Source organism: Pseudomonas sp. PAGU 2196 (genome assembly GCF_022179005.1).
Lineage (GTDB): Bacteria > Pseudomonadota > Gammaproteobacteria > Pseudomonadales > Pseudomonadaceae > Aquipseudomonas > Aquipseudomonas kermanshahensis.
This window is the reverse complement of sequence record NZ_BNTL01000032.1, coordinates 66,323-91,117: the sequence shown is the minus strand read 5'-3', so window position 1 is coordinate 91,117 and position 24,795 is coordinate 66,323. Positions and strand designations below refer to the sequence as shown.

26 protein-coding genes and 1 riboswitch are annotated in these 24,795 nt (G+C 63.7%); of the genes, 13 read left to right on the top strand and 13 right to left on the bottom strand.

Features of this window, described 5'->3' with window-relative positions; all coding sequences use genetic code 11:
* Positions 1-6: 6 nt before the first annotated feature.
* Positions 7-600 carry a hypothetical protein gene (locus tag MFF34_RS24265; RefSeq protein WP_238216924.1) on the bottom strand — a complete coding sequence of 198 codons (594 nt, stop codon included), beginning with the start codon at positions 598-600 and terminating at the stop codon, positions 7-9.
* Between the two features lie 168 nt (positions 601-768).
* Here MFF34_RS24265 and MFF34_RS24260 point away from each other — a divergent pair, with 168 nt between their 5' ends.
* Entirely contained in the window at positions 769-1,491 is a 723-nt protein-coding gene (locus MFF34_RS24260) for a tellurite resistance TerB family protein (RefSeq protein ID WP_238216922.1), read from the top strand.
* Between the two features lie 86 nt (positions 1,492-1,577).
* On the opposite strand, the gene MFF34_RS24255 is transcribed toward MFF34_RS24260, so the two are convergent.
* The gene (locus MFF34_RS24255; protein WP_099429733.1) at positions 1,578-1,811 is read right to left on the bottom strand and encodes a hypothetical protein; all 234 of its coding nucleotides are present in this window, start codon (positions 1,809-1,811) and stop codon (positions 1,578-1,580) included.
* A 214-nt stretch (positions 1,812-2,025) separates the two neighbouring features.
* Here MFF34_RS24255 and MFF34_RS24250 point away from each other — a divergent pair, with 214 nt between their 5' ends.
* Positions 2,026-2,931: an alpha/beta fold hydrolase gene (locus MFF34_RS24250; protein ID WP_238216920.1), complete on the top strand. Its 906-nt coding sequence runs from the start codon at positions 2,026-2,028 to the stop codon at positions 2,929-2,931.
* Positions 2,932-2,951: 20 nt separating this feature from the next.
* Here the strand turns inward: MFF34_RS24250 and MFF34_RS24245 are convergent, their stop codons facing one another.
* From MFF34_RS24245 to MFF34_RS24230, 4 genes are read right to left on the bottom strand one after another with little or no spacing between them, the layout of a single operon-like run.
* Positions 2,952-3,971 (bottom strand): iron ABC transporter permease, encoded by a 1,020-nt coding sequence (locus MFF34_RS24245; RefSeq protein ID WP_238216918.1) that lies wholly within the window; start codon positions 3,969-3,971, stop codon positions 2,952-2,954.
* Positions 3,968-4,936 carry an ABC transporter substrate-binding protein gene (locus MFF34_RS24240; protein ID WP_238216916.1) on the bottom strand — a complete coding sequence of 323 codons (969 nt, stop codon included), beginning with the start codon at positions 4,934-4,936 and terminating at the stop codon, positions 3,968-3,970. The genes MFF34_RS24245 and MFF34_RS24240 overlap by 4 nt, the downstream gene beginning before the upstream one ends.
* Positions 4,933-5,718 carry an ABC transporter ATP-binding protein gene (locus MFF34_RS24235; RefSeq protein ID WP_238216914.1) on the bottom strand — a complete coding sequence of 262 codons (786 nt, stop codon included), beginning with the start codon at positions 5,716-5,718 and terminating at the stop codon, positions 4,933-4,935. The genes MFF34_RS24240 and MFF34_RS24235 overlap by 4 nt, the downstream gene beginning before the upstream one ends.
* A 46-nt stretch (positions 5,719-5,764) precedes the next feature.
* Positions 5,765-7,903 (bottom strand): TonB-dependent siderophore receptor, encoded by a 2,139-nt coding sequence (locus MFF34_RS24230; RefSeq protein ID WP_238216911.1) that lies wholly within the window; start codon positions 7,901-7,903, stop codon positions 5,765-5,767.
* 108 nt (positions 7,904-8,011) lie between these two features.
* Positions 8,012-8,219, bottom strand: a riboswitch (cobalamin riboswitch).
* 218 nt (positions 8,220-8,437) lie between these two features.
* Here MFF34_RS24230 and nikA point away from each other — a divergent pair.
* From nikA to MFF34_RS24200, 6 genes are all read left to right on the top strand, one after another.
* A complete protein-coding gene (nikA, locus tag MFF34_RS24225) occupies positions 8,438-10,012 on the top strand; it encodes a nickel ABC transporter substrate-binding protein (RefSeq protein ID WP_374707423.1) in 1,575 nt (524 codons plus the stop codon).
* Between the two features lies 1 nt (position 10,013).
* Positions 10,014-10,955 carry a nickel ABC transporter permease subunit NikB gene (gene nikB, locus MFF34_RS24220; protein ID WP_238216908.1) on the top strand — a complete coding sequence of 314 codons (942 nt, stop codon included), beginning with the start codon at positions 10,014-10,016 and terminating at the stop codon, positions 10,953-10,955.
* On the top strand, positions 10,952-11,797 hold the full coding sequence (gene nikC / locus MFF34_RS24215) for a nickel ABC transporter permease subunit NikC (RefSeq protein WP_238216907.1): 846 nt from the start codon (positions 10,952-10,954) through the stop codon (positions 11,795-11,797). The genes nikB and nikC overlap by 4 nt, the downstream gene beginning before the upstream one ends.
* The gene (gene nikD / locus MFF34_RS24210) at positions 11,798-12,568 is read left to right on the top strand and encodes a nickel import ATP-binding protein NikD (RefSeq protein WP_099454534.1); all 771 of its coding nucleotides are present in this window, start codon (positions 11,798-11,800) and stop codon (positions 12,566-12,568) included. It begins immediately after the preceding gene.
* Positions 12,565-13,422 (top strand): nickel import ATP-binding protein NikE, encoded by an 858-nt coding sequence (gene nikE / locus MFF34_RS24205; protein ID WP_238216905.1) that lies wholly within the window; start codon positions 12,565-12,567, stop codon positions 13,420-13,422. Before nikD ends, nikE begins: the two co-directional genes overlap by 4 nt.
* A 72-nt stretch (positions 13,423-13,494) precedes the next feature.
* Positions 13,495-14,841: a sodium:proton antiporter gene (locus tag MFF34_RS24200; RefSeq protein ID WP_238216903.1), complete on the top strand. Its 1,347-nt coding sequence runs from the start codon at positions 13,495-13,497 to the stop codon at positions 14,839-14,841.
* A gap of 11 nt (positions 14,842-14,852) precedes the next feature.
* Here MFF34_RS24200 and MFF34_RS24195 read toward each other — a convergent pair whose 3' ends face one another.
* The 6 genes from MFF34_RS24195 to MFF34_RS24170 all read right to left on the bottom strand — a co-directional run bounded on the left by MFF34_RS24195 (position 14,853) and on the right by MFF34_RS24170 (position 19,205).
* Positions 14,853-15,239, bottom strand: coding sequence for an NUDIX domain-containing protein (locus MFF34_RS24195; protein WP_099429745.1), 387 nt, complete (start codon positions 15,237-15,239; stop codon positions 14,853-14,855).
* A 202-nt stretch (positions 15,240-15,441) separates the two neighbouring features.
* Complete coding sequence (locus tag MFF34_RS24190; RefSeq protein WP_027596256.1) at positions 15,442-15,801, bottom strand: RidA family protein; 360 nt, start codon at positions 15,799-15,801, stop codon at positions 15,442-15,444.
* A gap of 130 nt (positions 15,802-15,931) precedes the next feature.
* Positions 15,932-17,275: a HAMP domain-containing sensor histidine kinase gene (locus MFF34_RS24185; protein WP_238216901.1), complete on the bottom strand. Its 1,344-nt coding sequence runs from the start codon at positions 17,273-17,275 to the stop codon at positions 15,932-15,934.
* The gene (locus tag MFF34_RS24180) at positions 17,251-17,916 is read right to left on the bottom strand and encodes a response regulator (RefSeq protein WP_238216899.1); all 666 of its coding nucleotides are present in this window, start codon (positions 17,914-17,916) and stop codon (positions 17,251-17,253) included. Before MFF34_RS24180 ends, MFF34_RS24185 begins: the two co-directional genes overlap by 25 nt.
* Before the next feature lie 84 nt (positions 17,917-18,000).
* The gene (locus MFF34_RS24175; protein WP_238216897.1) at positions 18,001-18,423 is read right to left on the bottom strand and encodes a hypothetical protein; all 423 of its coding nucleotides are present in this window, start codon (positions 18,421-18,423) and stop codon (positions 18,001-18,003) included.
* 17 nt (positions 18,424-18,440) lie between these two features.
* Positions 18,441-19,205, bottom strand: a complete 765-nt coding sequence (locus tag MFF34_RS24170; RefSeq protein WP_238216894.1) for a hypothetical protein — start codon at positions 19,203-19,205, stop codon at positions 18,441-18,443.
* A gap of 144 nt (positions 19,206-19,349) precedes the next feature.
* Between MFF34_RS24170 and MFF34_RS24165 the strand changes: the two genes are divergently transcribed.
* Both MFF34_RS24165 and fetB read left to right on the top strand, forming a co-directional pair.
* Entirely contained in the window at positions 19,350-20,057 is a 708-nt protein-coding gene (locus MFF34_RS24165; protein ID WP_308445371.1) for an ATP-binding cassette domain-containing protein, read from the top strand.
* Positions 20,054-20,848: an iron export ABC transporter permease subunit FetB gene (gene fetB / locus MFF34_RS24160; protein ID WP_238216892.1), complete on the top strand. Its 795-nt coding sequence runs from the start codon at positions 20,054-20,056 to the stop codon at positions 20,846-20,848. The genes MFF34_RS24165 and fetB overlap by 4 nt, the downstream gene beginning before the upstream one ends.
* Before the next feature lie 35 nt (positions 20,849-20,883).
* Here the strand turns inward: fetB and MFF34_RS24155 are convergent, their stop codons facing one another.
* On the bottom strand, positions 20,884-21,654 hold the full coding sequence (locus MFF34_RS24155) for an IclR family transcriptional regulator C-terminal domain-containing protein (RefSeq protein WP_238216890.1): 771 nt from the start codon (positions 21,652-21,654) through the stop codon (positions 20,884-20,886).
* Between the two features lie 274 nt (positions 21,655-21,928).
* On the opposite strand from MFF34_RS24155, the gene MFF34_RS24150 reads away from it, so the two are divergent.
* Genes MFF34_RS24150 through MFF34_RS24140 form a run of 3 tightly spaced genes read left to right on the top strand, consistent with a single transcriptional unit; the run spans position 21,929 to position 24,780 of the window.
* On the top strand, positions 21,929-22,738 hold the full coding sequence (locus MFF34_RS24150; RefSeq protein WP_238216888.1) for a shikimate dehydrogenase: 810 nt from the start codon (positions 21,929-21,931) through the stop codon (positions 22,736-22,738).
* 3 nt (positions 22,739-22,741) lie between these two features.
* Complete coding sequence (locus MFF34_RS24145) at positions 22,742-24,475, top strand: FAD-dependent oxidoreductase (protein WP_238216886.1); 1,734 nt, start codon at positions 22,742-22,744, stop codon at positions 24,473-24,475.
* The gene (locus MFF34_RS24140) at positions 24,460-24,780 is read left to right on the top strand and encodes an NIPSNAP family protein (protein WP_085273160.1); all 321 of its coding nucleotides are present in this window, start codon (positions 24,460-24,462) and stop codon (positions 24,778-24,780) included. Before MFF34_RS24145 ends, MFF34_RS24140 begins: the two co-directional genes overlap by 16 nt.
* Positions 24,781-24,795: the final 15 nt, after the last annotated feature.

Sequence of the window (24,795 nt, the reverse complement as noted above, 5' to 3'; positions counted from 1 at the left end):
ACTCCGTTACATGCCCGGGTACAGACCCGCAGGGGGTTGGTAGTCGGGGTCTTCAAAGCGACTGTTACTGTAAGTCGTTTTGGCCGTTGGCCCGCTGTGGGGGTACGTCACTTGCGGGTTGGGGACGAGGTGCCACTCGGCGCCGTCTTTGTCGCGCTCAATCAGCGTGGGATACAGCGTGCAGGTACCGCCTGAACCGGAGGTCAACCTGAACTGATAGTAGCGCCCTGCCTGGGGCGTGAACTGAGTTACGACCATGCAGGATTGCGTACGCGGCCCCTCCCAGAACATGCACACCTGCGTTTTGATACCGGGCCTGACACGGGTTTCGAAGTAGTCGAACGTCAAGTGCTGCCCGGCTTTGGGCATGCCCTGGTCCTGTGTATTGATGAACGGCAGCGGCCCGGTGCGGATCACGCCGCCCGAGCGCACGCCGTTTTCGTATTGGTAAATAGTGGCATGCTGCGTGAAGTTGACGACGCGAACCCACGCGGGATCCGGCTCGTTTTCAGGCGCGACGAAGTAATCGGTATGAGGTAAATATTGGCAGCCCGCAAACAATGGCAGAAGCAGCAAGCAGCGTGCAGTACGTATCGACATGGCGCATGTCCTTTGCAAAGTGCCTGTACAGACCACACGAGCGGGGATGCATTCCGTAGCAGCTTCAAGAATGTCACGCTTAGCCGTCGGCCAAACGGTCATGGCGAATCGCCTTGAGGGGGCTATCGTTGCTTGTCTGGGCAACGACTACCGACCGAGGGCGGGGCGATGAACACCAGTGATCTTCTCGAACAGTTACTCCGGGCCGGGCAAGGCTCGCAAGCGCAACAAGGCAGCGGCGGCCTGTCATCGCAAGATGGTTTGGGCGGTTTGGGCGGCTTGCTGGGTGGTTTGCTTAACGGCGGCAGTGCCGCGGGTGGCGGTGGTGGCCTTGGCGGTCTACTGGGCGGCCTGTTGCGGGGTGGCGGCAGCGCTGGCGGCATTAGCCAGGGGCGCGCCACGGGTGGCACCAATTACGCGGCCCTGGCGTCGCTGGGCATGATGGCGTTCCAGGCCTATCAAAGCTGGCAGCGCAGCCAGGCGGCAGCTGCCCCGCAACAGGCCATGCGTACTGTCGATCAATTGTCCGGCCCCGAGGCCGAGGGCCACAGCCATGCAATATTGCGCGCGCTAATTGCGGCAGCCAAGGCTGACGGGCGCATCGACGAGCAAGAAGAACAGTTGATCTACGCTGAAATCAAACGTCACACCAGCGACCCGCAACTGCAGCAATGGCTGGATGACGAAGTCAGCAAACCCCTCGATGCTGCCGAAGTGGCACAGTCGGCACAGGACCCGGCCATGGCCGCGGAGATGTACCTGGCCAGCGTGATGCTGGTGGATGACCAGCAGGCCGCAGAGCGGGCCTACCTTGATGAACTGGCCAGCGCTCTGCAAATCGACCCGACCTTGCAGGTGCACCTGGAACAACAGGCCAAAGGAGCCGCCTGACCGGGCTGAGGTGCCTGCGGGCTTCATCAACCTGAAGCCCGTGCAGGCATGGCCCCGAGCGTAAACAGCCTGTGAGGTTGTGCTGTTTAGCTGTCACCTTCCTGCACACTGACCCTCACGCCCGTGCTTGCGATTTCGTACTCGGATTCCGATATCTGCCGCACGGCCCCACCGAATTGCATTTCATAATGCACCGGACCTTCATGCCGAATCATTCCATTGGGCGAGCGCTCAACGGTCTCATCCTGATAAATGTTGATCACGTAGACCACATTATCCGTACCCACCCCGACTTTTTTCCCAACGTATTTATCCGCCATATCCTTACGCCTTGAGTGAAACCTCACAGCCGCTGCACCTGGGATGCAGACCGTTAAAGCCTGTGCGCAATGGCGCAAGCAGTCTGTGCGCTACCGTACAGACGCTTCGAATTAGATAGCCGCCGCAGGCTAATTAGACAGGCTGGATGGTATCCTCCAGCGGTTTTACCCCGTTGGCAGTAGCGGACGGCGAACAGGACAAAAGGAAAATGTCATGCGTACACGCACCCTCCTCGCGGCATTCGGCGCCGCGTTCACACTGCTGTCAGCCCCGGCATCGGCCACCCAGCCGGCGCCCGTGACGCCGGCACAGGTGAACAAAGACCGCATTTCGGTAACGGTCGAAGGTAGCGGCCCTGATGTGATCTTGATCCCAGGTTTGGCGTCTTCCCGCGAGGTGTGGCGTGATCTGGCCACCCGCTTGCAGCGCAGCCACCGCCTTCACCTGGTACAGGTCGCAGGTTTCGCCGGGGCACCTGCGGTGTCCGACTCGCGTGGAGAAGTCGTGGCGCCAACGGCCGAGGCCATCGCTGACTACATCCGCACCCAGCACCTCAAGGCCCCGGTCATCATTGGCCACTCGTTGGGTGGCGAGGTGGCGCTGATGCTCGGCGCGCGTCACCCCGATCAGGTCGCGCGCTTGATGATCGTCGATGCCCTGCCCTTCTACACACTGCTCATGAACCCTTTCGCAACCCGCGAGACGGCCGAACCGCAGGCGGCTGCATTCCGCGATTCGCTGCTGGCGTCAACGCCTGAGCAGGCTGAAGCCCTGCAGCGTGTATCCATTGCCCGCTTGGTAAAAAGCCAAGCAGCCCGGCCTGTGCTGCTTGCGGCGGCGACAAGCTCGGATCGGCAGACCACGGCCCAAGCCACTTACGAACTGATGACCACCGACCTGCGCCCGGAGCTTGATCGCATCCAGGTGCCGGTCGAGGTCGTCTATGCCTATGACCCGGTGTACGGCATCCCTGCGGCCAATGTCGAGGCGACCTTCCGCAACGCCTATGCCAATACCCCGCACATCAACTTCACGCGCATTGACGACAGCTTCCACTTCGTCATGCTCGACCAGCCAGAAGCGTTCGCCAACGTGGTCACTGGTTTCCTGCAGCCCTAGCGGGCACCTGCCACCGCCGTTCAGCGCTTGAGCAGGGCAATGAAAAACAGCCCGCCAAGCGCTGCGGTGGCAATGCCGATCGGCAGGTCTTGCGGGGCGATCAGGGTACGTGCAGCCACGTCTACCCAGACCAGGAAAATCCCCCCCAGCAGTGCGCTCACCGGCATCAGCCGCCGGTTTTCCGCACCCACCAGCGCCCGCGCCATGTGCGGCACCATCAAGCCGACAAAGCCGATGGCACCGGAGAGCGACACCAGCACACCGGTCAGCAACGAGGTGCAGGTGAACACCTGCAGGCGCAGGCGTCGGCCGCTGAAGCCCAGGCTCACTGCGGTCTGCTCACCGCTCATCAGCGCATTCAGCCCGCGCCCCATGACCTGCAAGGCCACCAGCCCCAGCACCACGCAAAGCGCCGGCAACCAGAGGACATGCCACCGCGCCGCCCCCAGGCCTCCCAGCATCCAGAACACCACCGAGGCGGCGGCGTGCTGGTCGCCCGTGTACAGCAGCAGGTTGACCACGGCCATCAACACTAACGACACGGCGACGCCCGCCAGCAGCAGGCGGTCGCTTTCCATGCGGCCATGGCGCCGCGCCACGGCGATCACCAGCAGCATGCTTGCCGCCGCGCCCATGAACGCCGCCAACGGCAGGCTGAAGGCGCCGATGAATTCGCCGAGGTAGAGCATCACCAGCACCGCCCCCAACGCCGCGCCGGAGCTGACGCCCAGCAGGTGCGGGTCTGCCAGGGGGTTACGGGTCACGGCCTGCAGCGCCGTGCCGACCAGTGCCAAGCCTGCCCCCACCAAGGCCCCCAACAACACCCGGGGGGCGCGAATCAGCCAGACGATCTGCGCCTGGCTCTGGGACCACTCGCCTGGCCCGGCGATGCCCAGTTGCTGGCCGACGATCCCGATCAGGTGGGCCAGCGGTACCGATGCGGGGCCGAATGCCAGGGCGATCAGGCACGACACCAGCAACAGTGCGCTCAGCATCACGATCAACCACCGGTAGGCCACGGGGCTGTGCCCGCCCCTCATTGAACGACACCTTGGAACAGCTGCGGATGCAGGGCAGCAGCCAGCTTCTCGATGGCCAGGGCGTTCTCGACAGCGGGCGTTACCTCCAGGTAAGTCAGCACAATGAAGCGCTGCTCACGAATCGCCTGCACGTCTTTCAACGCTGGCTGGCGCAGCAAGAAATCGCGCTTCTGCTGCCAACTGCTCGGGCCATAGTCGACGATCAGAATGACCTGCGGGTCGCGCTCCACCACACTCTCCCAGTTCACCTGGGTCCAGCTGGCAGACACGTCATCCATCACATTGAGCCCGCCTGCCGCCTCGATCAGGGCCTGGGGTACGCCCAGCCTTCCCGAGGTGGTCGGGCGGTCTTCGCCACTGTCGTACAGAAATACACGGGGCGCAGGCTGCGCGTGTTCAACCCGGCGCTGCACGTCACCGATGCGCGTGCGCATGTTCGCGATCAAGGCGTCGGCCTGGGGCTCGACGGAAAAAATCTGGCCGAGATTGCCCAGGTCGCGATAAACGTCATCCAGGCTGGCCCGTTGCTGGGCCATGACCCACGAACACGACTCGCTGAGCTCGTACACCGGGATACCGAACGGCGCGAGGGTGCTGGGCGTGACTGGCCCACCGACCTGCATGCCGTAGTTCCAGCCGGCAAAGAACAGGTCGGTTTCAGCCGCCAGCAAGGTTTCGATGGCGGGGTAACGGCTGGCCAGCGGTGGTACGCCCTGCAGCGCTGCATCCACCCACGGGTCGCGGTGCTTGCTGGCAGTGAAGCCGGTGTAGCCGATGATGTGCTCGCGCAGCCCCAGGTGCAGCAGCATGGCGGTCATGTTCACGTCGTGCACCACGACCCGCTGCGGTGGCTGGGTGAACGTTATATCGCGGTCACAGCTGCGCACGCTCAGGGGGTAATCGCTGGCCATCGCAGGCAGCGCGGTCAGCAGCGCCAACAGGCCGATCAGGTAGCGGACAGTCATGTTCGGGTGATCCAGGTAATGCGTGGGTAGGGATGCAGGGGATGCGGGTCGACCAGCGCCTCGACGCCGAATACCTGCAGCAGCAGCGCGGGGGTCAGCACCTGCTGTGGCGTACCACAGGCGACGATGCGCCCGCCGTCGATGACGTACAGCCGATCGCAAAACGCAGCCGCCAGGTTGAGGTCGTGGAAGCTGGCCAAAATGCTCAGGCCCAGGCCACGCAGGTGCTGAAGCAGCTCCAGCTGGTAGCGTGGGTCGAGGTGGTTGGTTGGCTCGTCGAGTAGCAGCAGCTGTGGCGTCTGCACCAGCGCCCGGGCCAGCAGCACGCGCTGTTTCTCGCCGCCAGACAGGCTGGCAAAGGCCCGTTCGCCCTCGCCGGCAAGGCCAACTTGCGCCAGTGCCTGGGCCACTTGCCGGGCGTCCTCGGCCGTGTCGCCGTCGAACAAGCCCTTGTGCGGTGCGCGCCCCATCGCAACGATGTCGCCTACGCTCAAGCCAAACGCGTCGGGAAACTCCTGCAGCACCACCGCGATGCGTTGTGCGCTCCAGCGTGCGCTGCGTTGCCAAAGGTCATCACCGCCAAGGCGCACACGGCCCTCGGCAGGTTCATTGGCGCGGTAGGCGCACCGCAGCAGGCTGGTCTTGCCGCTGCCATTGGGGCCGATCAAGCCGACGAACTCGCCCTGCTCCACCCGCAGGTCCACACCCTGCAGCAGCGGGCGCGGCGGCCGTCCCCGCTCAAGCAGGGCCCAGTCCAGGGCCTCGATGTGCAGTTGCGTCATGGGCATCACCTCCAGGAAGCACCGGCCAGGGGCCGGTGCGACAGGCTCAGAAGCTGTAGTCAGCCGTGACGAAGAACGAACGCGGTTCGCCCAGGTACCACTGCCGGCCGTTGTTACCCGTGGTGGTGGCGTACTGGCGGTCGAACAGGTTGTTCAACTGCAGGCCCAGGGTCAGGTCCGGTTGCACGTGCCAGTCGATGTTGGCGTCAACCACGGTGTAGCTGGGCACCTCGACGGTGTTGGCGTTGTCGGCGTAGCGGCTGTCGACATAGCGCGCCCCGGCGCCGGCACTGAAGCGTTGGCCGAAGTCTTTGCTCAACCACAGGTTGGCGGAGCGGCGCGGCACGTTGATCGGCTGGTTGCCGGCGTAGTCGTTGGCGCCACTGGCAAACTCGTCATACTCCGCGCGCACCCAGGCGGCGTTGGCCGACAGCTGCACGTCGTACGGCAGGCGCAGTTCGAGGGTGGCCTCGATGCCGTCCGACGACTGTTGGCCGACCTGCTGTTGCAGCGTGGGGTTGAGTGGGTCGGTGCTCAACAGCTTTTTCTTGACGATGTGATACGCCGCCAGGGTCCACTCGCCTCGCCCGTCAGGCAGCATGTGCTTGATGCCGGCTTCGGTCTGTTTGGCGGTGCTCAGGTCCCATTGCTGCTGCGCGGCGTTGAGGGTGAGCAGGTTGCTCACACCTTCGGTACTGGTGGCGTACTGGCCATAAACCGACAGGTCCTCGGTCAGCGCGAACACCAGGCCGGCGCGCCAGTTGTCGCCAGACAAGCTGCGATCGGTGCGGGTATCGGCATCCAGGTCGTCGCGGTTCAGGTGCACCTGGTCGCGGCGTGCACCGGTGATCAACGACAGGCGCTCGGTGAGTTGCGTGCGGTTTTCGGCGAACAGCGAGAATTGCTTGGCCTGGTTGGCTTCGCGCGAGCGGTAAGGGTCGTTGCTGATGTACTCGCCCCCACCGGAACCCGACAGCGGCACGGTATCGGTCAGGGTGTTGCCAAAGTCGTGCTTGCGCACGAAACGGATCGTGTTGTAGTCGGCGCCCACCACGGTCTGGCTGTCCAGGCCGAACAGTGGGTGTTGCAGGGTGAACGACTGGCGATCGCCGAGCTGTTCCTGGGTCTGCTTGATGCTGATGAAGCTGCTGCGCCGCACCTGGTCGCCTGGCAGCCAGGTGTAGGTCTCGGCGTTGCGCCAGCGGCGCTGGGCCTTGAGGAAGTACAGCTGGTTGCTGGCGGTGAGGTTGTCGTTGATTACCCAGTCGGTGACTAGCCGTGTGGACTGGTCGTTGTAATGCACTTCGGCGTTGTCGACGTTGTAGTTGTGATCGCGCAGCGACTCGCGGTAATGCACGTCCACCAACGGCGTCCCCATGTACTGCTGCGGGTCTTGGTCTCCGTAGTCGTGGCTGAGGGTGAAGCTCAGTTCATCGCTGGGCTGCCAGCGCAGCGCGCCGCTGATGGCGAGGCTCTGCGAATCGCCCCGGTCGACCCAGCCGTTGCTGGCCAGCTTGTTGAGGTTCAGGCGGTAGCTCAAGGTGTCGGTCAGCGAGCCGCCGCTGTCCAGGGCCATCTGCCGACGGTCATCCGAGCCGTAGCCCAGGCGCAGGTGATTGCGGATTTCGCCTTCAAAGGGCTTCTTCGGCACGACGTTGACCACCGCACCAGTGGCGCCCTCCCCGTACAACACCGAGGCCGGGCCGCGCAGCACATCGATGCGCTCGACCGACCAGGTATCGACCGGGAAGGTCACGGTGCCAGCGCCCACGTAAAGCCGGGTACCGTCGTACAACTGCATGGTCGAGCTGTGCCCGGTGAAGCCGCGGGCCGACAAGGCCGTGCCGCCGTTACCGGGGGTGCCGATGGAGGTGATGCCGGGTGAACGGGTGACCGCGTCCTGCACCGTGGCGTTGTTACGCGTGAGGATTTGCTCGGCACTGATACTGGTCACGCTGGCTGGGGTTTCCAGCGGCGTCAGGCCAAGCCGCGAACCACTGGTGCCTGGGGTATGCAGGTCGGGCTGAGGGTTGTGCTCGGCCGTGCCGGTAATGTCCGTGGCCGGTAGCGCCAGGGCGTTGTCCGCCTCGGCGGCGTGGGCGGCAACGGAGAGAAACACACAGGGCACCAGGCTGGCGTGCAGCAGCGTACCTGGCAGAGAACTGAACAGCGAATAACGGGACATGTCGTTCCACTTGAAGCAGGAATGAAAGAATCCCGGAGGGAACAACGCAAAGAGGAATCGCGGGCGAGCACGCCCACGGAAACCGGCCTGCGCCCGCCCACCGCGGGTTTGCCAAACGATGCTTCAGGCCGGTCTCCGGGCTCGCGAGGGTCATGAAGCCTTCACCTTCCCATGCCAGGGCACAGTGGTGTCTTGAATGCTTCGCTCGCATACCGTTGCGGGGGCAGCGCCGGACTGATCATCGAACGATGACGAACCGGCTTCCCGTTTCACCCCATGCACGGCGGCAGGGGGCACCTGAAACAGGCGCGCAGATGACCATCAAAAGCCCGCTGCGTCAACCGGCTTGTGGCAAACAGGTCGCCTAGCTCGCCACTTCAGGCCCTGGGCGATCGCGTCACGGTTCAATCATCGCCAGGGCTTTCTACTGCCTTTTCTGGCGCGGCATTTTGTAACGTTCAGTAAGAAGTTTTTGCATGGACATCATTCCCACCACTCTTTAGCCTTACGCCTCCGTCGAAGTGGGGACCCCGTGTGAAGCAGCAGTCAGCTAAACCAAAGCCCGCCCTCTGGGGCATTCTCATGGTCGCCGCGAGCCTCTGCGCACACGCAGACAGCACACCCCAACAAAGCCCGACGCTGGTGTATTCCTGGCCCGTTAACGCAGGCCCGCTCGACCCACGCGGCTACTCGCCCAATCAGATGTACGCCCAGGCCATGGTGTATGAACCGCTGGTGCGTTACACCTCGGCGGGCACTGTAGAGCCGTGGTTGGCACAGGCTTGGCAAGTCTCCGACGATGGCAAGACCTACACCTTCAACTTGCGAGATGGCGTGCGCTTCAGTGACGGCACGCCATTCGACGCTGCAGCTGCCAAGGCCAACCTGGATGCCGTCCTTGCCAATAGCCAACGCCATCGTTGGATGGAGCTGGTCACCACCCTCGACCACATTGAGGCCCCTGACCGGCTGACCTTGCGCCTGGTGCTCAAGCACCCGTATTACCCAACGTTGATGGAACTGGCCCAAGTGCGCCCGCTGCGCTTCGGCTCCCCACAGGCCAAACCTGGCGAACCCGTCGGCACCGGCCCATGGATGCGGATCGAATCGCGCTTGGGCGAGTATGACCGCTTTGCCCGCAACCCCTTTTACTGGGGCGCAAAGCCGGCCTATGGCGAGGTGCGGGTGAACGTCATCCCTGATCCCAACAGCCGCGCGCTGGCCCTGCAGGCCGGCGAGCTCGAGCTGATTCAAGGGGCCGCCGGCGAGATTACCGCCGGCACATTCGTGCGCCTGCGCGACCAAGGCTTCACCACCGCCCTCTCGGCACCGCTGGCTACCCGCACCCTGGCGATGAACACCGGGCATGGCGCCACCCGTGACCTGGCCGTGCGTCAAGCGATCAACCAAGCGGTGAACAAGCAGGCCATCATCGACAAGATTCTGTATGGCCTCGAGCCCCGTGCCGATACCCTGTTCGCCAGCAACATGCCCTATGCCGACATCGGCCTGAAACCCTACGCCTACGACCCTGCCCAAGCCGCCCGCGAACTTGACGCTGCCGGCTGGACCCTGACGGCAGGCGCAACGGTACGTAGCAAGGCCGGTGAACCGCTGTCGATCGAACTGGTGTTCCTCGGCACCAGCGCACTGCAGAAGAGCCTGGCCGAAGTGCTGCAAGGCGAGCTGGCTAAGGTCGGCATGCGCATCGAGTTGCGTGCGGTCGAAGAAGGTGGGCTGGTCCGGCGCCAGCGCGATGGCGACTTCGGCATGATCTTCGCCGACACCTGGGGAGCGCCCTACGACCCGCACTCCTTTGTCAGCTCCATGCGCTATGCCGGCCATGCCGACTACATGGCGCAGCGTGGTTTGGCGATCAAGGACGAACTGGACCAACGCATTGGCCAGGTACTGGCAAGTACCGACGCGCAGCAACGCGCCGAACAGTACCAGTTCATCCTCACCACCTTGCATGAGCAAGCCGTGTACCTGCCGATTTCCTACCTCACCGCCATCAGCGTTCGCCGCGACTCCGTTGCCCATGTGCAATTTGGCAGCACGCTGTTCGACGTGCCGTTCGAAGCCATGACACCGAAGCAGGGAGACTGACATGCTGCGCTATATCCTGTTGCGGCTGGCACTGCTGGTACCGGTAATGCTCGGGGTCTCATTGCTGGTCTTCGTGCTGCTGCACCTGGGCAGCACCGACCCGGCCCTGGACTACCTTCGCCTGTCGCACATCCCGCCGACTGACGCGGCCATTGCCGAAGTCCGCCATACCTTGGGGCTCGACCGGCCGTTGTTTGAGCAGTACCTGACCTGGCTCGGGAAGGCCGTGCAGCTGGACTTCGGTATTTCATACCTCACGGGGCGGCCGGTGCTCGACGACCTCCTTTACTACCTGCCCGCCACCTTGCAACTGGGCGGCCTGGCCCTGGCCTGCACCCTGCTGCTGTCGATTCCGCTTGGCCTGGTGGCTGCGCGCTGGCAAGGGCGCTGGCCCGATCACGCCGTCCGCGCGGTGACGTTCCTGGGTGTCTCGATGCCCAACTTCTGGTTGGCGTTTCTGCTGATTGCGCTGTTCTCCCTTTGGCTGGGCTGGTTACCGCCGCTGGGCCGCGGCAGTGCCGGGCATCTGGTGATGCCGGTACTGGCGATTGCCCTGATGTCGATGTCGATCAACGCCCGCCTGTTGCGGGCAAGCCTGCTGGAGGCCAGCGGCCAGCGTTATGTCACCTACGCCCGTGCCCGCGGGCTGCCCGAGCGCCGGGTATGGCGTGACCACGTGCTGCGCAACGCCTGGCTACCCTTCGTCACGGCCACCGGTATGCACATTGGGGAATTGATCGGCGGGGCACTGGTAATCGAGACCATCTTCGCCTGGCCCGGCGTCGGCCGCTTCGCGGTGTCGGCGGTGCTCAACCGCGACTTTCCGGTCATGCAGTGCTTCACCCTGCTGCTGACAGGCCTGCTGATGGTCTGCAACCTGGTGGTGGATGTCTGTTATGCCTGGCTCGACCCTCGCAGCCGTCTTGAAGGGGTCGACGCATGAGTGTACTGGCCATCTTCAGTCGCACTACGCTGCCCGGCCGGGCCAACCTGATTGCAGGGCTGGTACTGGTCAGCGTGCTCTGCATGTTGGCCGTGTTTGGCCAATGGCTTGCCCCGCACGACCCGGACCTGGTCGACCTCGGCCGACGCCTGCTGCCACCGGACAGCAGCCACTGGCTGGGCACCGACCACCTTGGCCGCGACGTGCTGTCCCGGTTGATCGTCGGCACACGGCTGTCGCTGGGCAGCGTAGTGCTGACACTGGCGCTGGTGCTGTTTCTGGGCTTGCTGGTGGGCGGGGTGTCCGGGTTTGTCGGTGGCAAGGTCGACCTGCTGCTGATGCGCCTGTGCGACATGTTCATGACATTCCCCACGCTGGTGCTGGCGTTCTTCTTCGTCACCCTGCTGGGTACTGGCCTGAGCAACGTGATCATTGCCATCGCCCTGTCGCACTGGGCATGGTATGCGCGCATGGTGCGCGGCATGGTCATCGCCCAACGCGGCCGCGAATACGTGATGGCATCACGCCTGGCCGGTGCCTCACGTTGGGCGCGGCTGCGCCAGCATGTGCTGCCGAACATTGCTGGCCCCTTGCTGGTGCTGGCCACGATGGACATCGGGCACATGATGCTGCATGTCTCGGGGCTGTCCTTCCTCGGCCTTGGCGTCACCCCGCCCAGTGCCGAATGGGGGGTGATGATCAACGATGCCAAGGAGTTCATCTGGACCCAGCCGCAACTGCTGCTGTTGCCCGGGCTGATGATCTTCTTCTCGGTGATGGCGTTCAACCTGTTGGGCGATGCGTTGCGTGATCGCCTGGACCCAACCCAGGAGGCTCATTGAATGCCCGTGTCGACGTTACAGCTCAAAGGCCTGTGTATCGAAGGGCGTGCTGGCGTGTTGGTGGACGACGTCGACCTGCAGCTGCGCCGCGGTGAAGTCTGTGCCCTGGTCGGTCACAGCGGATCGGGCAAATCGCTCAGTTGCCTGGGCTTGCTTGACGTACTGCCGCCAGGCCTGCGCCGTACACGCGGCCAGTTGCTGCACGATGGCAAGCCATTGGCGGCCGATCAGGTGCGTGGGCAGCTTGCCAGCCTGATCCTGCAGAACCCACGCAGTGCATTCAACCCTGTGCGCAACATGGCTAGCCATGCCCAGGAAACCCTGAAACTGCGAGGGGTCGTAGGCAGCGCTGCACGTACGCGCATGGATGAATGCCTGGAGGCCGTGGGGTTGGATGACCGCAGTCGGGTCCTGCAGTCGTTCGCGTTCCAGCTCAGCGGTGGCATGTTGCAGCGCATGATGATCGCCCTTGCGCTCATGGCCGAAAGCCCCTTTCTGCTGGCGGACGAGCCCACCAGCGACCTCGACGCCGTGAGCCAGGCGCGCTTTCTCGACCTGCTCATGAAGCTGGTGCAGCAGCACAGGCTTGGCGTGCTGTTGGTGACCCATGACATGGGGGTGGTTGCCCGCTGCGCCGACCATGTCGCGGTGATGGAAGCGGGGCGCGTCGTCGAGCGGCAAACAGTGCATGGCCTGTTCGATCAGCCGGCCAGCGCCACCGCCCGCACCCTGCTTGAAGCCCATCAGCTACTAAACGGGAGCCAGCCATGAGCCTGCTGCACGTTAACCAACTCGGGCATGGCTACCGTTCCGGAGGGCTACTGAGCAGACGCGGCTGGCTGCAGGTGCTCGACGGCATTGAGCTTGAGCTGCAGCCCGGTGAGTCGCTCGGCCTGCTCGGCAGCAGCGGCAGCGGCAAGAGCACGCTTGCCCGGTTACTGCTCGGCCTGGAGAAACCCGCGTGTGGCCAGGTGACATTTGCCGGCCAAGAGGTCAGCCGACTGCGCGGCGGTGAGGCCCGTGCTTTCTTGCGCGCCGTTCAGTTGGTACTCCAGGACGCGCCCAGCGCGTTCAACCCGCAACGCAGCATCGGCTGGAGCATTGCCGAGCCGTTGCGTCACCTGAGCGAGCTGGACGAAGCTGCACGCAACGCCCGTACCGTGGAGCTACTAGAGCACATGGGCCTGCGCAGCGAGCATGCCGAGCGCCTGCCGCACCAACTCAGTGGCGGCCAGCTGCAGCGCGCCAATATCGCCCGCGCGCTGGCCATCTCACCCAAACTGGTGATACTGGACGAGGCCTTGTCAAACCTGGACCGGGTGTTGCAACTGCAGCTGCTGCAGCGCCTGGATGCACTTCGACGCGAGCACGGCACCGCATTCTTGCTGATCACCCACGACCTGAGCCTGGTGCGCTACTTCTGCCAGCGGGTGGTCGTGTTGGACGCCGGGCGTATCATCGAGGAGCGTCAGATAGACGGTCGGCTTTCGTTCGATCACGCCGTTGGCAAGCAGCTACAGGCCGCAGTACTGCCGGTGCGCCCAACAATGCGCGAGCCTGAGGCAGGGTCGCCCGCCGCCTTGTCACCTGCGGCGGTTCGGGCGACGACTAGACTGAGTGTCTGACCCAGCCGGTGGCTAACAAAGCTGCCTACCTGCGCCAGCCCCAGAGCCCGACGCCGTGGAGGCACTGCGCACATGAGCTTCATCGTCTGGGTGGCCATGCTCGGCGCAGTCTTGTTGCTGCTGGCGTTGACCTCCTCTTACCTGCGCTGGATCCCCGTCACAACCTCGGTCGTGTGCCTGGCGCTGGGCGTCGCGCTTGGCCCAGGTGGCCTCGGCTTGCTGCAACTCGAGCTGCCCGATGCGCACGGCTGGATGGAGCACCTGACCGAGGTCGCCGTGCTGTTTTCCCTGTTTGTCAGCGGCCTCAAGCTGCGCCTGCCGCTGAGCAGCCGCAGCTGGCGGGTGGCGGTTTTCCTGGCTGGGCCGGTCATGCTGGCTTGCATCGCCGGGGTCAGCCTGGTGCTGCATTACGGCCTGAACCTGGGCTGGGGGGTGTCGGTGTTGGTTGGCGCCATCCTTGCCCCGACCGATCCGGTGCTGGCCACCTTGGTCCAGGTCAATGACGCGCAGGACTACGACCGCGTGCGCTTCAGCCTGTCGGGTGAAGCAGGGCTCAACGATGGGGTCGCCTTTCCGTTCGTAATCCTGGGCTTGCTGCTTGTGCAGGGCGCAGCAGGCAGTCAATGGCTGACTGACTGGCTGTGGCAAGACGTGCTGTGGGCGGTGCCAGCCGGCTTGCTCAGTGGTTATTGGATGGGACGCGGCCTAGGGCACCTGACCCTGTACCTGCGCACCCGGCACGAGGACAGCACCCTCTCGCCCAACGACTACCTGGCGCTGGCGCTGATCGCGATGGCTTATGTGGTCGCTGATCTGATCCATGGCTATGGGTTTCTCGCCGTGTTCGCTGCCGGGCTGGGCCTGCGACAGGCCGAAGTACACGCCAGCCCCACCCCACAAGCGCCTGCAGAACACCTTGTGCAGCCGGTGGTCGGCCACCAGCATGTCGCACCGGAGCACGCGGTCAAAGGCGATATCGCCGCGCTGGAAGACACGCAGGTCGCAGCCGGCATCATGCTGGGCGACATGCTCTCGTTTGGTGGGCTTGTGGAGCGGGCGATGGAGGTGTTTCTGGTGACCTTGCTCGGTGTCGTGTTGATCGAGCACTGGGACTGGCGCGCACTGACCGTAGGCGCGGCGCTGTTCGTGTTCATTCGGCCATTGAGTACGCTGATCATCCCAGGGCGTGGCCTGCTGGACCTTCGCCAGCGCGGCATGCTGGGCTGGTTCGGCATACGTGGTATAGGCAGCCTTTACTACTTGTTCTACTCGGTAAACCACGGCCTGAGCGCCAGCGATGCCGCGGCCATCACCAACCTCACGCTGTCGGTAGTGGCGCTGAGCATTGTCGTGCATGGGTTAAGCGTGCAGCCTCTGCTGTCGCGTTATGAAGCAGGCCGAAAACGCCGTGACGGCTAGCGTGACTCGGGTCAAGCACACAGCGCCGGCAGTTCGCTACGCAGCAGTGCCGCAGCGGCGGGCTTGAGGAGGGAGGTATTCAGTGCATCGCGCTCAATCCACTTGCAAGCGACGATCTCATTCTTCGGCACCGGTTTATCCTGATCGTCCAGCTGAAGGGTAAAAATGTAATGGAGGGTGTTACCGACTTGCAGCGTGCACAGCGCCACCAGGCGCTCACGGCAAATCCCTGTTTCCTCTTTCAGCTCTCGGCTGGCGGCGTGCAACGGTGCCTCATTCGTGCCCACACCGCCCCCCGGAAAGCCCCATTTCCTGGCCTTTCTACGCACCAGGAGTATTTTGCCACTGCGAAAGCACAGCACCGTCGCTCTGCTCCTGAGGCTGCTCCTGTCAGACATGTCTACCTCCTACTTCCCAACACAACGCCCTGCGCTCGCAAGCAGGTAGCGTTATTCACTTGGATGCGAATATCGCGCCACTTTCAAAGCAGGCAGCTAGCCTTGAGAAAGCGTGGCCTGGGCGGTAGTTCCGTTCGGCAGAAGAAGATTGTCCAGCGCTGTGGGCCAGCGCTGCACTTAGAGCTGGGTTGTGAGCAAGCCGTTACGCGTCAGGGAGCGCTGCGATAATCGAGATTTCGACCAGCACGGCAGGGTCATACAACTTGGCTTGCACCGTTGCGCGCGCTGGCGCACACCCCTGCGGCAACCATTGATCCCACACCTGATTCATGCCCGCGAAGTCGGCATCGATGTCTTTGAGGTAAAGGGTGGCGGACAAAATCCGTGTCTTGTCTGTGCCGGCCTGGTCGAGCAGTCGCTCGATGTTCTGCAAGGTTTCACGGGTTTGCTGCTGCACATCGCCCGCAAAATCGTTGGCAACCTCACCGGACAGGTACACGGTGCCTTGGTGCTTGACCACAAGGCTCATGCGAGCGTTAGTGTGCAGGCGTTCGATCGTCATCCTGATATTCCTTGTCGTGTCGAGATAGAAAACCACTGCGTCGAGCAGGCCCCCGTTCTACCCATTAATGGGTGCCTTGTCCACGCGGGGCTTTTAGCCTGGATGCTTTTCGACACCTTTCAGCGGCTTTTCACCGCGGCCAGCGCAAGCGCACACACCAGCCCTGCTGGCTGGCCGCATCGATAAAGCCAACGTCTATCTGCCCCCCGGTGCGTTGCACAATGGTCCGCACGATGGACAACCCCAACCCGGAACCTTCCTCCTGGTTTCCCTGCCCTCGGTAGAACGGGTCGAACACCCGCTCCCACTCTTCGGGCGCGATGCCGGGCCCGTCGTCACGGACGCACAGCTCTACCGCCTCCGCCGATTGCTGCATCGACACTTCGACATGCCCCGCCTCGGGCGCGTGGCGAATAGCATTTTCGACCAGGTTCTTGACCACTGCGCGAAGCTCGACTTCACGGATGTTCAAGCGCACATCATCCCCTTCGACGCCAATGTCGAGCTGCTTTCGCTCCGCCAGGGGCATCAGGTCTTCCAGCACCAAGCGGCAAACTTCATGTACCGACACACTGCCGGAGGGCTCTGCACCCAGCTGAGCGCCTGCCAGGGCAAGCAACTGCTCGACCAGTTTGCGGCTCCTGCCGATACCCCGGCGTAGCTGGCTGACTTGGGCCTGGGCTTGCGGGGACATCGGTTCGGACGCCAGCCCCTCGCTCTGCAGGGACAACGCTGTGAGAGGTGTGCGCAGCTCATGGGCTGCATCTGCAACAAATCGCTGCTGGCCCTCCAGCGTGCGCGCGACGCGCGCCAACAGCCGATTGATCGCATGCACGAAGGGGCGGATTTCACTGGCCAGGGCTTGATCATCGATGGGACGCATGTCTTGATCCTCTCGGCTATCGAGCTTCGCCGCCAACGCGGTGACGGGTTTGAACAGCTTGCGGATCAGGTCGGCAACCACGAGCAGCAGCGTCGGAAAGAGAATGGCGAATGGCAGCAATGCTCGCCAGGCACTGTCGCGTGCATCACGGTTGCGGCTGCCGATTTCCTGGGCCACCACGAAGCGCGCCCCTGAGGCGTCTTTGCCGACCCACACGCGAAAGGGTTCGTCACCCACCTGCACGGTCGACAAACCATCGGCGACCGTGACGGGAATGGGCAGCGGCAGCCGGCTGTCATCGCCATGGCTTGCCTTGGCGCCATCCGCCAGGTACTGAATCACGATTCGGGTTTCTTCGTCGTCTTCGGCCGCAATGGCCTGGTTGTCGCCGTAGTGAAACGTCAGGCCCTGTCGCGTGTGCAACGCGGCGACTTGGCGCAGGCTGTTGTCCTGGAACTCCAGCGCTTCATCGTAGGCCGACACATAGCTGAACAGCCCGGTCAGGGTCGCCACCAGCAGAATCGCAATCGTCAGCGCCAACGACAGCCGCAGTTGCAGCGAGTACTTCAGACGTCTTTTGAGACCATCCATCCCAGCCCCCTGACATTGCGGATGACATCCTTGCCCAGTTTGCGGCGCAAACCGTGGATCAGAAACTCCACGGCGTTACTCTCGACTTCGTTGCCCCAGCCGTAGAGCCTGTCTTCGAGCTCCGCACGCGACAGGATCGCGCCGGGCCGTACCAACAATGCCTGCAACAGCGTGAATTCACGGTTGGACAACTGCACGGCGTCCTGGCCTGGCACCCACGCGCATTTTGCGGCCGGGTCCAAGGTCACCCTGCCGTTACCCAGCTCGGGCGCCGCACGCCCGCCTTTTCGGCGCATGACCGCACGCATTCTGGCCAGCAACTCGGCCATCTCGAAGGGCTTTTGCAAAAAGTCATCCGCGCCGCCATCCAGGCCCCGCAAGCGGTCATCCAGGCCTGGCCGGGCCGTAATGATCAGCAACGGCACCGGGTTGTCCGCTGCTCGCAGGTGTTGCAGCACCTGCAAGCCGTCCTGCCCAGGTAACCCTAGGTCGAGCAGGACTTGGTCGTAGGCTTGCGTACGCAGTGCCGCCTCCGCTGTCAGGCCATTGTCGACCCAATCCACGGCATACCCAGCTGCTTCCAGTGCAGCCTGCAATGCCTGCGCAATCATGGTGTCGTCTTCGACCAACAGAATTCGCATGGCGTCTCCCTCGGTGCCAAGCTTTGAGGGAACGATAGCCTCCCCGGTATCTACAGGAAAGCTGTCACCCCGCTCCAGCCCTGCTTAGCCCTGTCGCGGGCCCTGCAAGGTATCGAAGGCCTTGAGCAGGTTGCTCATCGCCGCCTTGCAATCGCCCTGCTGTGGCTGGCCTGCCCGCAGCGCATCGAGCGAATGGTCGATGGCTTTGTCCAGCAGGTGCCAGTCACTGGCAGCACGCGGCTTGATGCCCGCCTCGGCATCGTCCCAGGCCTTTTCCAGGTCTTTGATGCGCGCCTTGGCGCCAGGCAGGTCCTGGGCGTCCACCTTCGCCGCGACGTCCTCAGCGATAACCCGAAATGCGCTCAGGTCACCGAGCTTGCTGGAGGCATGCACCCCAGCGGTTGGCTGTTGCGGGTCACCTGCCTTGGAGCAGCCTTGGGTGATGCCGAGTACCGAGGCCAGGCAGGCGACTGCCAAGACAGAGCGCAATGTGCAATGTGAAATCATGGATAAGTACCTCGTGCTCAAGGGGCGAGCCGGCGGGACTGGACGGCACCGATCTGGGCGACGCCAACCAGGATGAAGATGACGCAGAGGAATATCGCGCTGGTCCAGGTAGCGCCCATGCCAAGGCCACCATAGGCGTGTGCCTGGGTAAGCAGGTCGCCGAGGGATGCACCCAGGGGGCGGGTCAGGATGTAGGCGACCCAGAACACCAGCACCGTGTTGACGCCCAACCGCCAGGCAATCAGGCAGGCGGCGATCAAGGCGCCGAAAATCAGCGTACCGATGCCAAAGCCCAGGCCCAATGCCTCGGTCGCCAGGTCGCCACCTGCGGTCCCCAGGGCAAAGGTGCAAAGCACCGTGCTCCAATAGAACAACTCGCGCCGGGCCGTAACGATGTGACGGATCGAAAGGTTGCGCTCCAACGCGTACCAGGCTGCAAAATTGGCCATCAACAGCACTGAAAACACGGCGGTGCTGGTGTAGAGGCTGACATCCAGCACATCGGTCAGGATATCGGTGATCTGGGTCCCCAGAATGCTCACCAGCACAACGCACAACCAGTAAATCCAGGGCTCGCATTCGCGCTTGCGCAGCTGGAGCGCCAGCGCGGCACTCAGCAGCAAGGCCATCACCACGCTGGTGATGCCCAGCCCCCAACCGACATCGACGGCCAGGAAGTCGGCAAACGTCTCGCCCACGGTGGTGGACATGATCTTGATGATCCAGAAGGATAACGTCACTTCCGGGACTTTATTCAGCCAGCCGGTGCTCACTGCATTCATCGCGGGTACCTCCTCGGATCCTGTCGCGGTCAGGAGGCACATTACGGATGAAAACTTAGCTGGGCCTGAGCTGCGCAGGCTGGTTGTCGGGCGCGGCCTCTGCGACACTGGCCCGGCCAACGATGATTGACCCAGGAAGGCCTCGTGTCCTCATCCCCCTCAGCTGCGCAGCACCTGCCAGTACTGATCGAAGCCAAGCACCTGAGCCGCGTGGCGGCCTCAGGCAGCCCGCCATTGCTCGCACCGACCGACTTTTCGCTGTGCGCAGGCGAGCGTGTGGCGGTCAGTGGCAACTCAGGCTCGGGCAAAAGTGTCCTGCTTCGCTTGCTGGCGCTGCTGGATGCACCCAGCACCGGCGAAGTCCGGTGGATGAACAGCGCCATCGCCGCCCAGTCGATCCCCCACTACCGGTCATGTGTCTGTTACCTGGCACAACGGCCTGCGCTGGTGGAAGGTTCAGTCATGGACAACCTGCAGATGCCCTTCAGGCTCAAGTCGCTGCGCCACCGCCGTTTAGACAGCCGCGTGCTCGATGAGCTGCTGGGCCAGGCCGAAAAACCCCAGGGCTTTCTGGACAAGCTGGCCACCGACCTGTCGGGCGGCGAAGCACAACTGGTTGCGTTGATCCGCGTGCTGCTGCTGGAACCCCAGGTGATCCTGTTCGACGAACCCACTTCAGCGCTAGACCCGCGCTCGGCAGCCGCCGTGGAACGGCTGGTGATGAACTGGTTCAACACAGCCAGGCATTCGCGTGCCTATATTTGGGTATCGCATGATCGTGAACAGGCCCTGCGCATGTGCACCCGCCAGATGAGCATGCGGCAAGGTGTGCTTTGCGAGAACATCACATGACCTATCAGAACCTCTCTTATGCGGACCTGGCGATTGCGTCATTGCTCATCTTGATCAATGGCGTGCTGTCCGTTCTGTTGAAGCTGCAACTGGAGCGGCAACTGCTGTGGGCCGCGCTGCGCACCGTGGTTCAGCTGTTGGCGATCGGTTACATACTGGGCTGGGTTTTCCAGTTTGCCGAATGGTATGTGGTACTGCCCTTGATGCTGGCCATGACGCTTGTCGCAGGCAGCTCGGCGGCGGGGCGCGGCAAGCATCGTCACCGCGGTTTGCTCGTCGACAGCATCATCTCTGTCTGGCTGAGCGCTTGGCTGGTCACGGCCATCGGCCTGTTGGTGGTGCTGAAGGTACACCCCTGGTACACCCCCCAGTACGCCATCCCTATCCTCGGCATGGTGCTCGGCAACACGCTCACAGCCGTGTCATTGGGCATCGACCGCATGACACGCGAGCTCACTACCAACCGCGCCACCGTGGAAACGGTCCTGAGCCTGGGCGGCACTCGCTGGGAGGCGGCTCAAGCCGCTGCTGCGCAGGCGGTGAAAGCCGGCATGATGCCAACCCTGAACCAGATGACGGTGGTTGGCATCGTCAGCCTGCCTGGGATGATGACCGGCCAGATCCTCGCCGGGCAAAGTCCGGCAGAGGCCGTCCGTTACCAGATCGTCATCATGTTCCTGATCGCCGCAGCCTCGGGGCTGGGGACCGTGTGCGCGGTGTTGCTGACGTTCCGGCGACTGTTTTCGGCCTCACACCAGTTCATGTCGCACAGGCTCTCGAAGCAGAAGTAACACCCTACAAACGCGCTGAACGTTATACGCAGCAGTCAGCCAACCACCGGCTTCAACAACGCCTGCGCCTCGTAGAGCGGTGGCAGGTAGCGCAGCCGTATCTCGTCGACGCTCAACCGCGAGGCGTGGGTGGTGATCGTCAGCGTCGCCTTCAACTGGCCGCTACGGTCCAGCAGCGGTACACCCAGCACGCGCATGCCGATTTCGTATTCCTGGTCGACGATGCTGTAGCCCTGCTGGCGCACGCGCTGCAACTCTGCTTCCAGCAGCGCCCGATCGGTCTGGGTATAGGGCGTGAGCGGGCGGAGCGGGTTGCGTGAGAAGTAGTCATCGCGCGCGGCCTCCTCCAGCGCCGCCAGCCAGATTCGCCCGCCAGCGGTGCAGTACATCGGCACCCGCGAGCCGGGCCTGATCGACAACGAGGCGATGTGGCTGTAGCGGCTGCGCACCAGGTGGATGATTTCATCGCCGTCACGTGTGCCGACCGAGACATGCTCCTGGGTCTGCCGCGCCACCTGCTCGACGATGGGCCGCAGCATGCGCGGCAACTGTGCCGAGTCCACGTAGGCCTGGCCGATGCGCAGCGCCTTGGGCGTGAGCCAGTACTGGCGGCTGTCGGTGTCGGCAAAGCCTTCGTGTACCAACGTCAGCAGGAAGCGGCGCGCGGCACTGGGGGTAAGGCCCGATTGCCTGGCTGCCTGCGGCACGGTCAGGCGTGGCTGATCGACGCTGAACAGTTGCATCAATGCCAGGCCTTTCTGCAAGCCTGCGATCAAGTCGCGGGGGTGGATATCGGGTTTGTCCATGGGGGTTCTCCAGTGATGCGCGAGCCCGGGCAGGAGCAGCCTTGTGCTGCGAAGAGGCCAGTAAAAGCAGCGAAGATCGAGGGTGTTGCCACTGGCCTCTTCGCAGCACAAGGCTGCTCCTCCAGTGGGAAAACTGACGCACATTTTTCAGCATTGCCCGCCAATAATCGCTACCTGACTGCGATTATCGCACTACCCGCCCGACAAGCGCATTTCCCCGCGCCCTGCACCCGGTCACCCTTGCTGCACAACAACAGCAAGCACGGAGGTCAGCATGATTCGGGGTTCGACAGAACTGGTCGCCATCGTCGGTTCACCCATCGCCCAGGTGAAATCGCCTGAAAACTTCAACACCTGGTTCGCCAGCAATGGCTGCGACCTGGCAATGCTCCCCATCGACCTGCAAGAGACTGCACTGCAAGCCTTTGTCGGCAGCCTGCGCGGCTGGCAGAACCTGCGCGGTTGCGTGGTCACCGTGCCCTACAAACAGGCACTGGCCGCACGCCTGGACGGCCTCAGTGCGCGCGCCGCCGCACTGGGTTCGGTCAACGTGGTGCGCCGCCACAGTGACGGCCGCCTGCTCGGCGACAATGTCGACGGCGCAGGCTTTCTTGGCGCCGCACGTAAACAGGGCTTTCAGCCAGCAGGTAAACGCGCGCTGGTGATTGGTTGTGGTGGGGTGGGCAGTGCAATCGCCTACGCACTGGGCGAAGCGGGCGTGCGCCAGATCACCCTCAGCGACCCCAGCGCTACCCGCGTTGGCGCGCTTTGCGAAGTACTCGGCACGGCCTTCCCCAGTCTCGAAATCGCCACCCACTACCGCTCGCTTGAAGCGTTCGACCTGGTGGTCAACGCGTCGCCGGTCGGCATGGGCAGCACCGATGAGTTGCCGCTGCCGGCGCCGATGCTGGCAACCCTGCAACCCTCCACGTTGGTTGCCGACGTGGTCACCTCGCCAGAAATCACCCCACTGTTGCAGCAGGCACGCGACCGGGGCTGTGCGATCCAGACTGGCCCGCAGATGGCCTTTGCCCAACTCGGACACCTCGGCGCCTTCATGGGCGTCACCCCGCTGGAGATCTGAGCCATGGCCGCTACCGAACACGCGCAACCGGTGTACGACTTGGTGGTCCTGGGCAGTGGTGCCGGGGGCTTTGCCGCCGCCGCCACGGCCGCCAGCCTTGGCCTGAAGGTACTGATCGTGGAGAAAGCCGACACCTTCGGCGGCACGTCGGCGATTTCCGGCGGTGCGGCGTGGGTGTATGGCACCGATCAAGCCCGTGCAGCCGGCGCCAAAGACTCCCCCGAAGCCATGCGCACCTACCTGAAAACCGTGATTGGTGCCGGCTACAACGCACCGCTGGTAGACGCCTTCATTGCACGTGGGCATGAAGCGCTGCGCTGGCTGGAGCGCCACACCGAACTGCGCTATGCCCTGCGCCCGCACTCGCCGGACTATTACCCGGATGAGCCCGGCGCCACCCAGTTCGGCCGGGCGCTGGAAATGGTCGAGTACGACGGCCGCCGCCTCGGCCCGCGCTTCAAGGACCTTAAAATGCCGCCGCCGGGCATGCTGTTGTTCGGCGGGATGATGGTCAACCGCGTGGATATCCAGCATTTTCTTGGCCTGCGCAAATCACCACGCTCCCTGTGGCATTGCCTGAAGCTGATGGCGCGTTATGCGCTGGATCGCCTTCGCCACCACCGTGGCACCCGCCTGACCACCGGCAATGCGCTGATTGCACGCCTGGCCACCACTGCATTTGCCCACGGCACACAACTGTGGCTGCGCAGCGAGGCTAAGGCGCTGATCGTCGAACACGGCGCGGTGACTGGCGTGGTGGTGCAGCACGAAGGCCGGCGCGTGCAGGTGCGTGCCCGGGGTGGTGTGGTCTGCGCCATGGGCGGCTTTGCAGCCGGCGAACTGGCTGCCGCCTACCGCCCAGGCGTTAATGCGCCGCACCTGACCATGTCGCCGCCAACCAACGACGGCGCCGCGCTGCACCTGGGTGAAGCGGTGGATGCTGCCCACGGCGAGGGGCTGGCCGCTAACTTCTTCTGGGCACCCGTTTCCGAATTGCGCCATGCCAATGGTGAGCGCGAACGCTTCCCGCACCTGGTCACCGACCGTGCCAAACCGGGGGTGATCGCGATCAACCCGGCCGGGCAGCGCTTCGTCAACGAGTCGAACTCCTACCATCACTTCGTGCAGACCATGTTCGCCAGCAACCTCACCACCTGCTGGCTGATCTGCGACGCCGAGGCCATGAACCGCTACGGCCTGGGCCTGGCACGCCCGAAACCTGTGAACAACGCGGCACTGATCGACGCCGGCTACCTGTACCGCGCCGACACACCCCGCGCCCTGGCCGAGGCCATCGGCGTCGACCCTCAGGCATTGCAGGCGACACTGGAGCGCTTCAACGCCGACGCCCGCAACGGCATCGACCGCGCATTCGACAAAGGCGGCAACAGCTACAACCGCTACATGGGCGACCCGCATCACACGCCCAACCCCTGCCTCGCGCCCCTGGTCAAGGCGCCCTTCTACGCCATCCAACTCCACACCGGCGACCTGGGCTCGGCACGCGGCCTGGTGACCGACGCCCATGCCAACGTGCTCAACCGCGCCGGCACGCCAGTTGCCGGCCTTTATGCAACGGGCAACGACATGAACTCATTGATGAACGGCACCTACCCCGGCCCAGGCATCACCCTAGGCCCTGCCCTCACCTTCGGCTGGATCGCCGCCAGCCATATTGCCAACCGCCTGCAGGCGCAGGCCCAACCTCTGGAGACAAACGCATGTACTACGAACTGAGAACCTACACCCTCGACCCACTGAAAATGGCCGACTGGCTGGCGCTGTACCAAAGCCACGCGCTGGCGGTGCAGAGCGAGCACCTGGGCAAGCTGGTCGGTTTCTTTACCAGTGAATTCGGCGAGGTCAACCAGGTGGTGCACTTGTGGGCCTACACCAGCCTCGACGACCGCATGCAGCGCCGCGCGGCGATGGCGGCGGACCCGCGCTGGGCGGAGTTTTCGCAGCGCAATCGCGAGCTGGGCGCAGTGTTGCGGCTGCAGTCGCGGTTGATGCGGCCCACCGGCTTTTCGCCGCTGCAGTAACTGACGCCCCCTCCA

Excerpts from the sequence above, each read along its gene's own strand:
- nikD (WP_099454534.1), top strand. The coding sequence starts at position 11,798 with ATGCCCGTGTCGACGTTACAGCTCAAAGGCCTGTGTATCGAAGGGCGT.
- MFF34_RS24230 (WP_238216911.1), bottom strand. The coding sequence starts at position 7,903 with ATGTCCCGTTATTCGCTGTTCAGTTCTCTGCCAGGTACGCTGCTGCAC.
- MFF34_RS24140 (WP_085273160.1), top strand. The coding sequence starts at position 24,460 with ATGTACTACGAACTGAGAACCTACACCCTCGACCCACTGAAAATGGCC.
- MFF34_RS24190 (WP_027596256.1), bottom strand. The coding sequence starts at position 15,801 with ATGACGATCGAACGCCTGCACACTAACGCTCGCATGAGCCTTGTGGTC.
- MFF34_RS24185 (WP_238216901.1), bottom strand. The coding sequence starts at position 17,275 with ATGGATGGTCTCAAAAGACGTCTGAAGTACTCGCTGCAACTGCGGCTG.
- MFF34_RS24195 (WP_099429745.1), bottom strand. The coding sequence starts at position 15,239 with ATGTCTGACAGGAGCAGCCTCAGGAGCAGAGCGACGGTGCTGTGCTTT.
- MFF34_RS24255 (WP_099429733.1), bottom strand. The coding sequence starts at position 1,811 with ATGGCGGATAAATACGTTGGGAAAAAAGTCGGGGTGGGTACGGATAAT.
- MFF34_RS24145 (WP_238216886.1), top strand. The coding sequence starts at position 22,742 with ATGGCCGCTACCGAACACGCGCAACCGGTGTACGACTTGGTGGTCCTG.
- MFF34_RS24260 (WP_238216922.1), top strand. The coding sequence starts at position 769 with ATGAACACCAGTGATCTTCTCGAACAGTTACTCCGGGCCGGGCAAGGC.
- MFF34_RS24155 (WP_238216890.1), bottom strand. The coding sequence starts at position 21,654 with ATGGACAAACCCGATATCCACCCCCGCGACTTGATCGCAGGCTTGCAG.
- MFF34_RS24240 (WP_238216916.1), bottom strand. The coding sequence starts at position 4,936 with ATGACTGTCCGCTACCTGATCGGCCTGTTGGCGCTGCTGACCGCGCTG.
- MFF34_RS24250 (WP_238216920.1), top strand. The coding sequence starts at position 2,026 with ATGCGTACACGCACCCTCCTCGCGGCATTCGGCGCCGCGTTCACACTG.
- MFF34_RS24235 (WP_238216914.1), bottom strand. The coding sequence starts at position 5,718 with ATGACGCAACTGCACATCGAGGCCCTGGACTGGGCCCTGCTTGAGCGG.
- nikE (WP_238216905.1), top strand. The coding sequence starts at position 12,565 with ATGAGCCTGCTGCACGTTAACCAACTCGGGCATGGCTACCGTTCCGGA.
- MFF34_RS24150 (WP_238216888.1), top strand. The coding sequence starts at position 21,929 with ATGATTCGGGGTTCGACAGAACTGGTCGCCATCGTCGGTTCACCCATC.
- MFF34_RS24245 (WP_238216918.1), bottom strand. The coding sequence starts at position 3,971 with ATGAGGGGCGGGCACAGCCCCGTGGCCTACCGGTGGTTGATCGTGATG.
- MFF34_RS24170 (WP_238216894.1), bottom strand. The coding sequence starts at position 19,205 with ATGAATGCAGTGAGCACCGGCTGGCTGAATAAAGTCCCGGAAGTGACG.
- nikC (WP_238216907.1), top strand. The coding sequence starts at position 10,952 with ATGAGTGTACTGGCCATCTTCAGTCGCACTACGCTGCCCGGCCGGGCC.
- nikB (WP_238216908.1), top strand. The coding sequence starts at position 10,014 with ATGCTGCGCTATATCCTGTTGCGGCTGGCACTGCTGGTACCGGTAATG.
- MFF34_RS24200 (WP_238216903.1), top strand. The coding sequence starts at position 13,495 with ATGAGCTTCATCGTCTGGGTGGCCATGCTCGGCGCAGTCTTGTTGCTG.
- fetB (WP_238216892.1), top strand. The coding sequence starts at position 20,054 with ATGACCTATCAGAACCTCTCTTATGCGGACCTGGCGATTGCGTCATTG.
- MFF34_RS24180 (WP_238216899.1), bottom strand. The coding sequence starts at position 17,916 with ATGCGAATTCTGTTGGTCGAAGACGACACCATGATTGCGCAGGCATTG.
- MFF34_RS24265 (WP_238216924.1), bottom strand. The coding sequence starts at position 600 with ATGTCGATACGTACTGCACGCTGCTTGCTGCTTCTGCCATTGTTTGCG.
- MFF34_RS24175 (WP_238216897.1), bottom strand. The coding sequence starts at position 18,423 with ATGATTTCACATTGCACATTGCGCTCTGTCTTGGCAGTCGCCTGCCTG.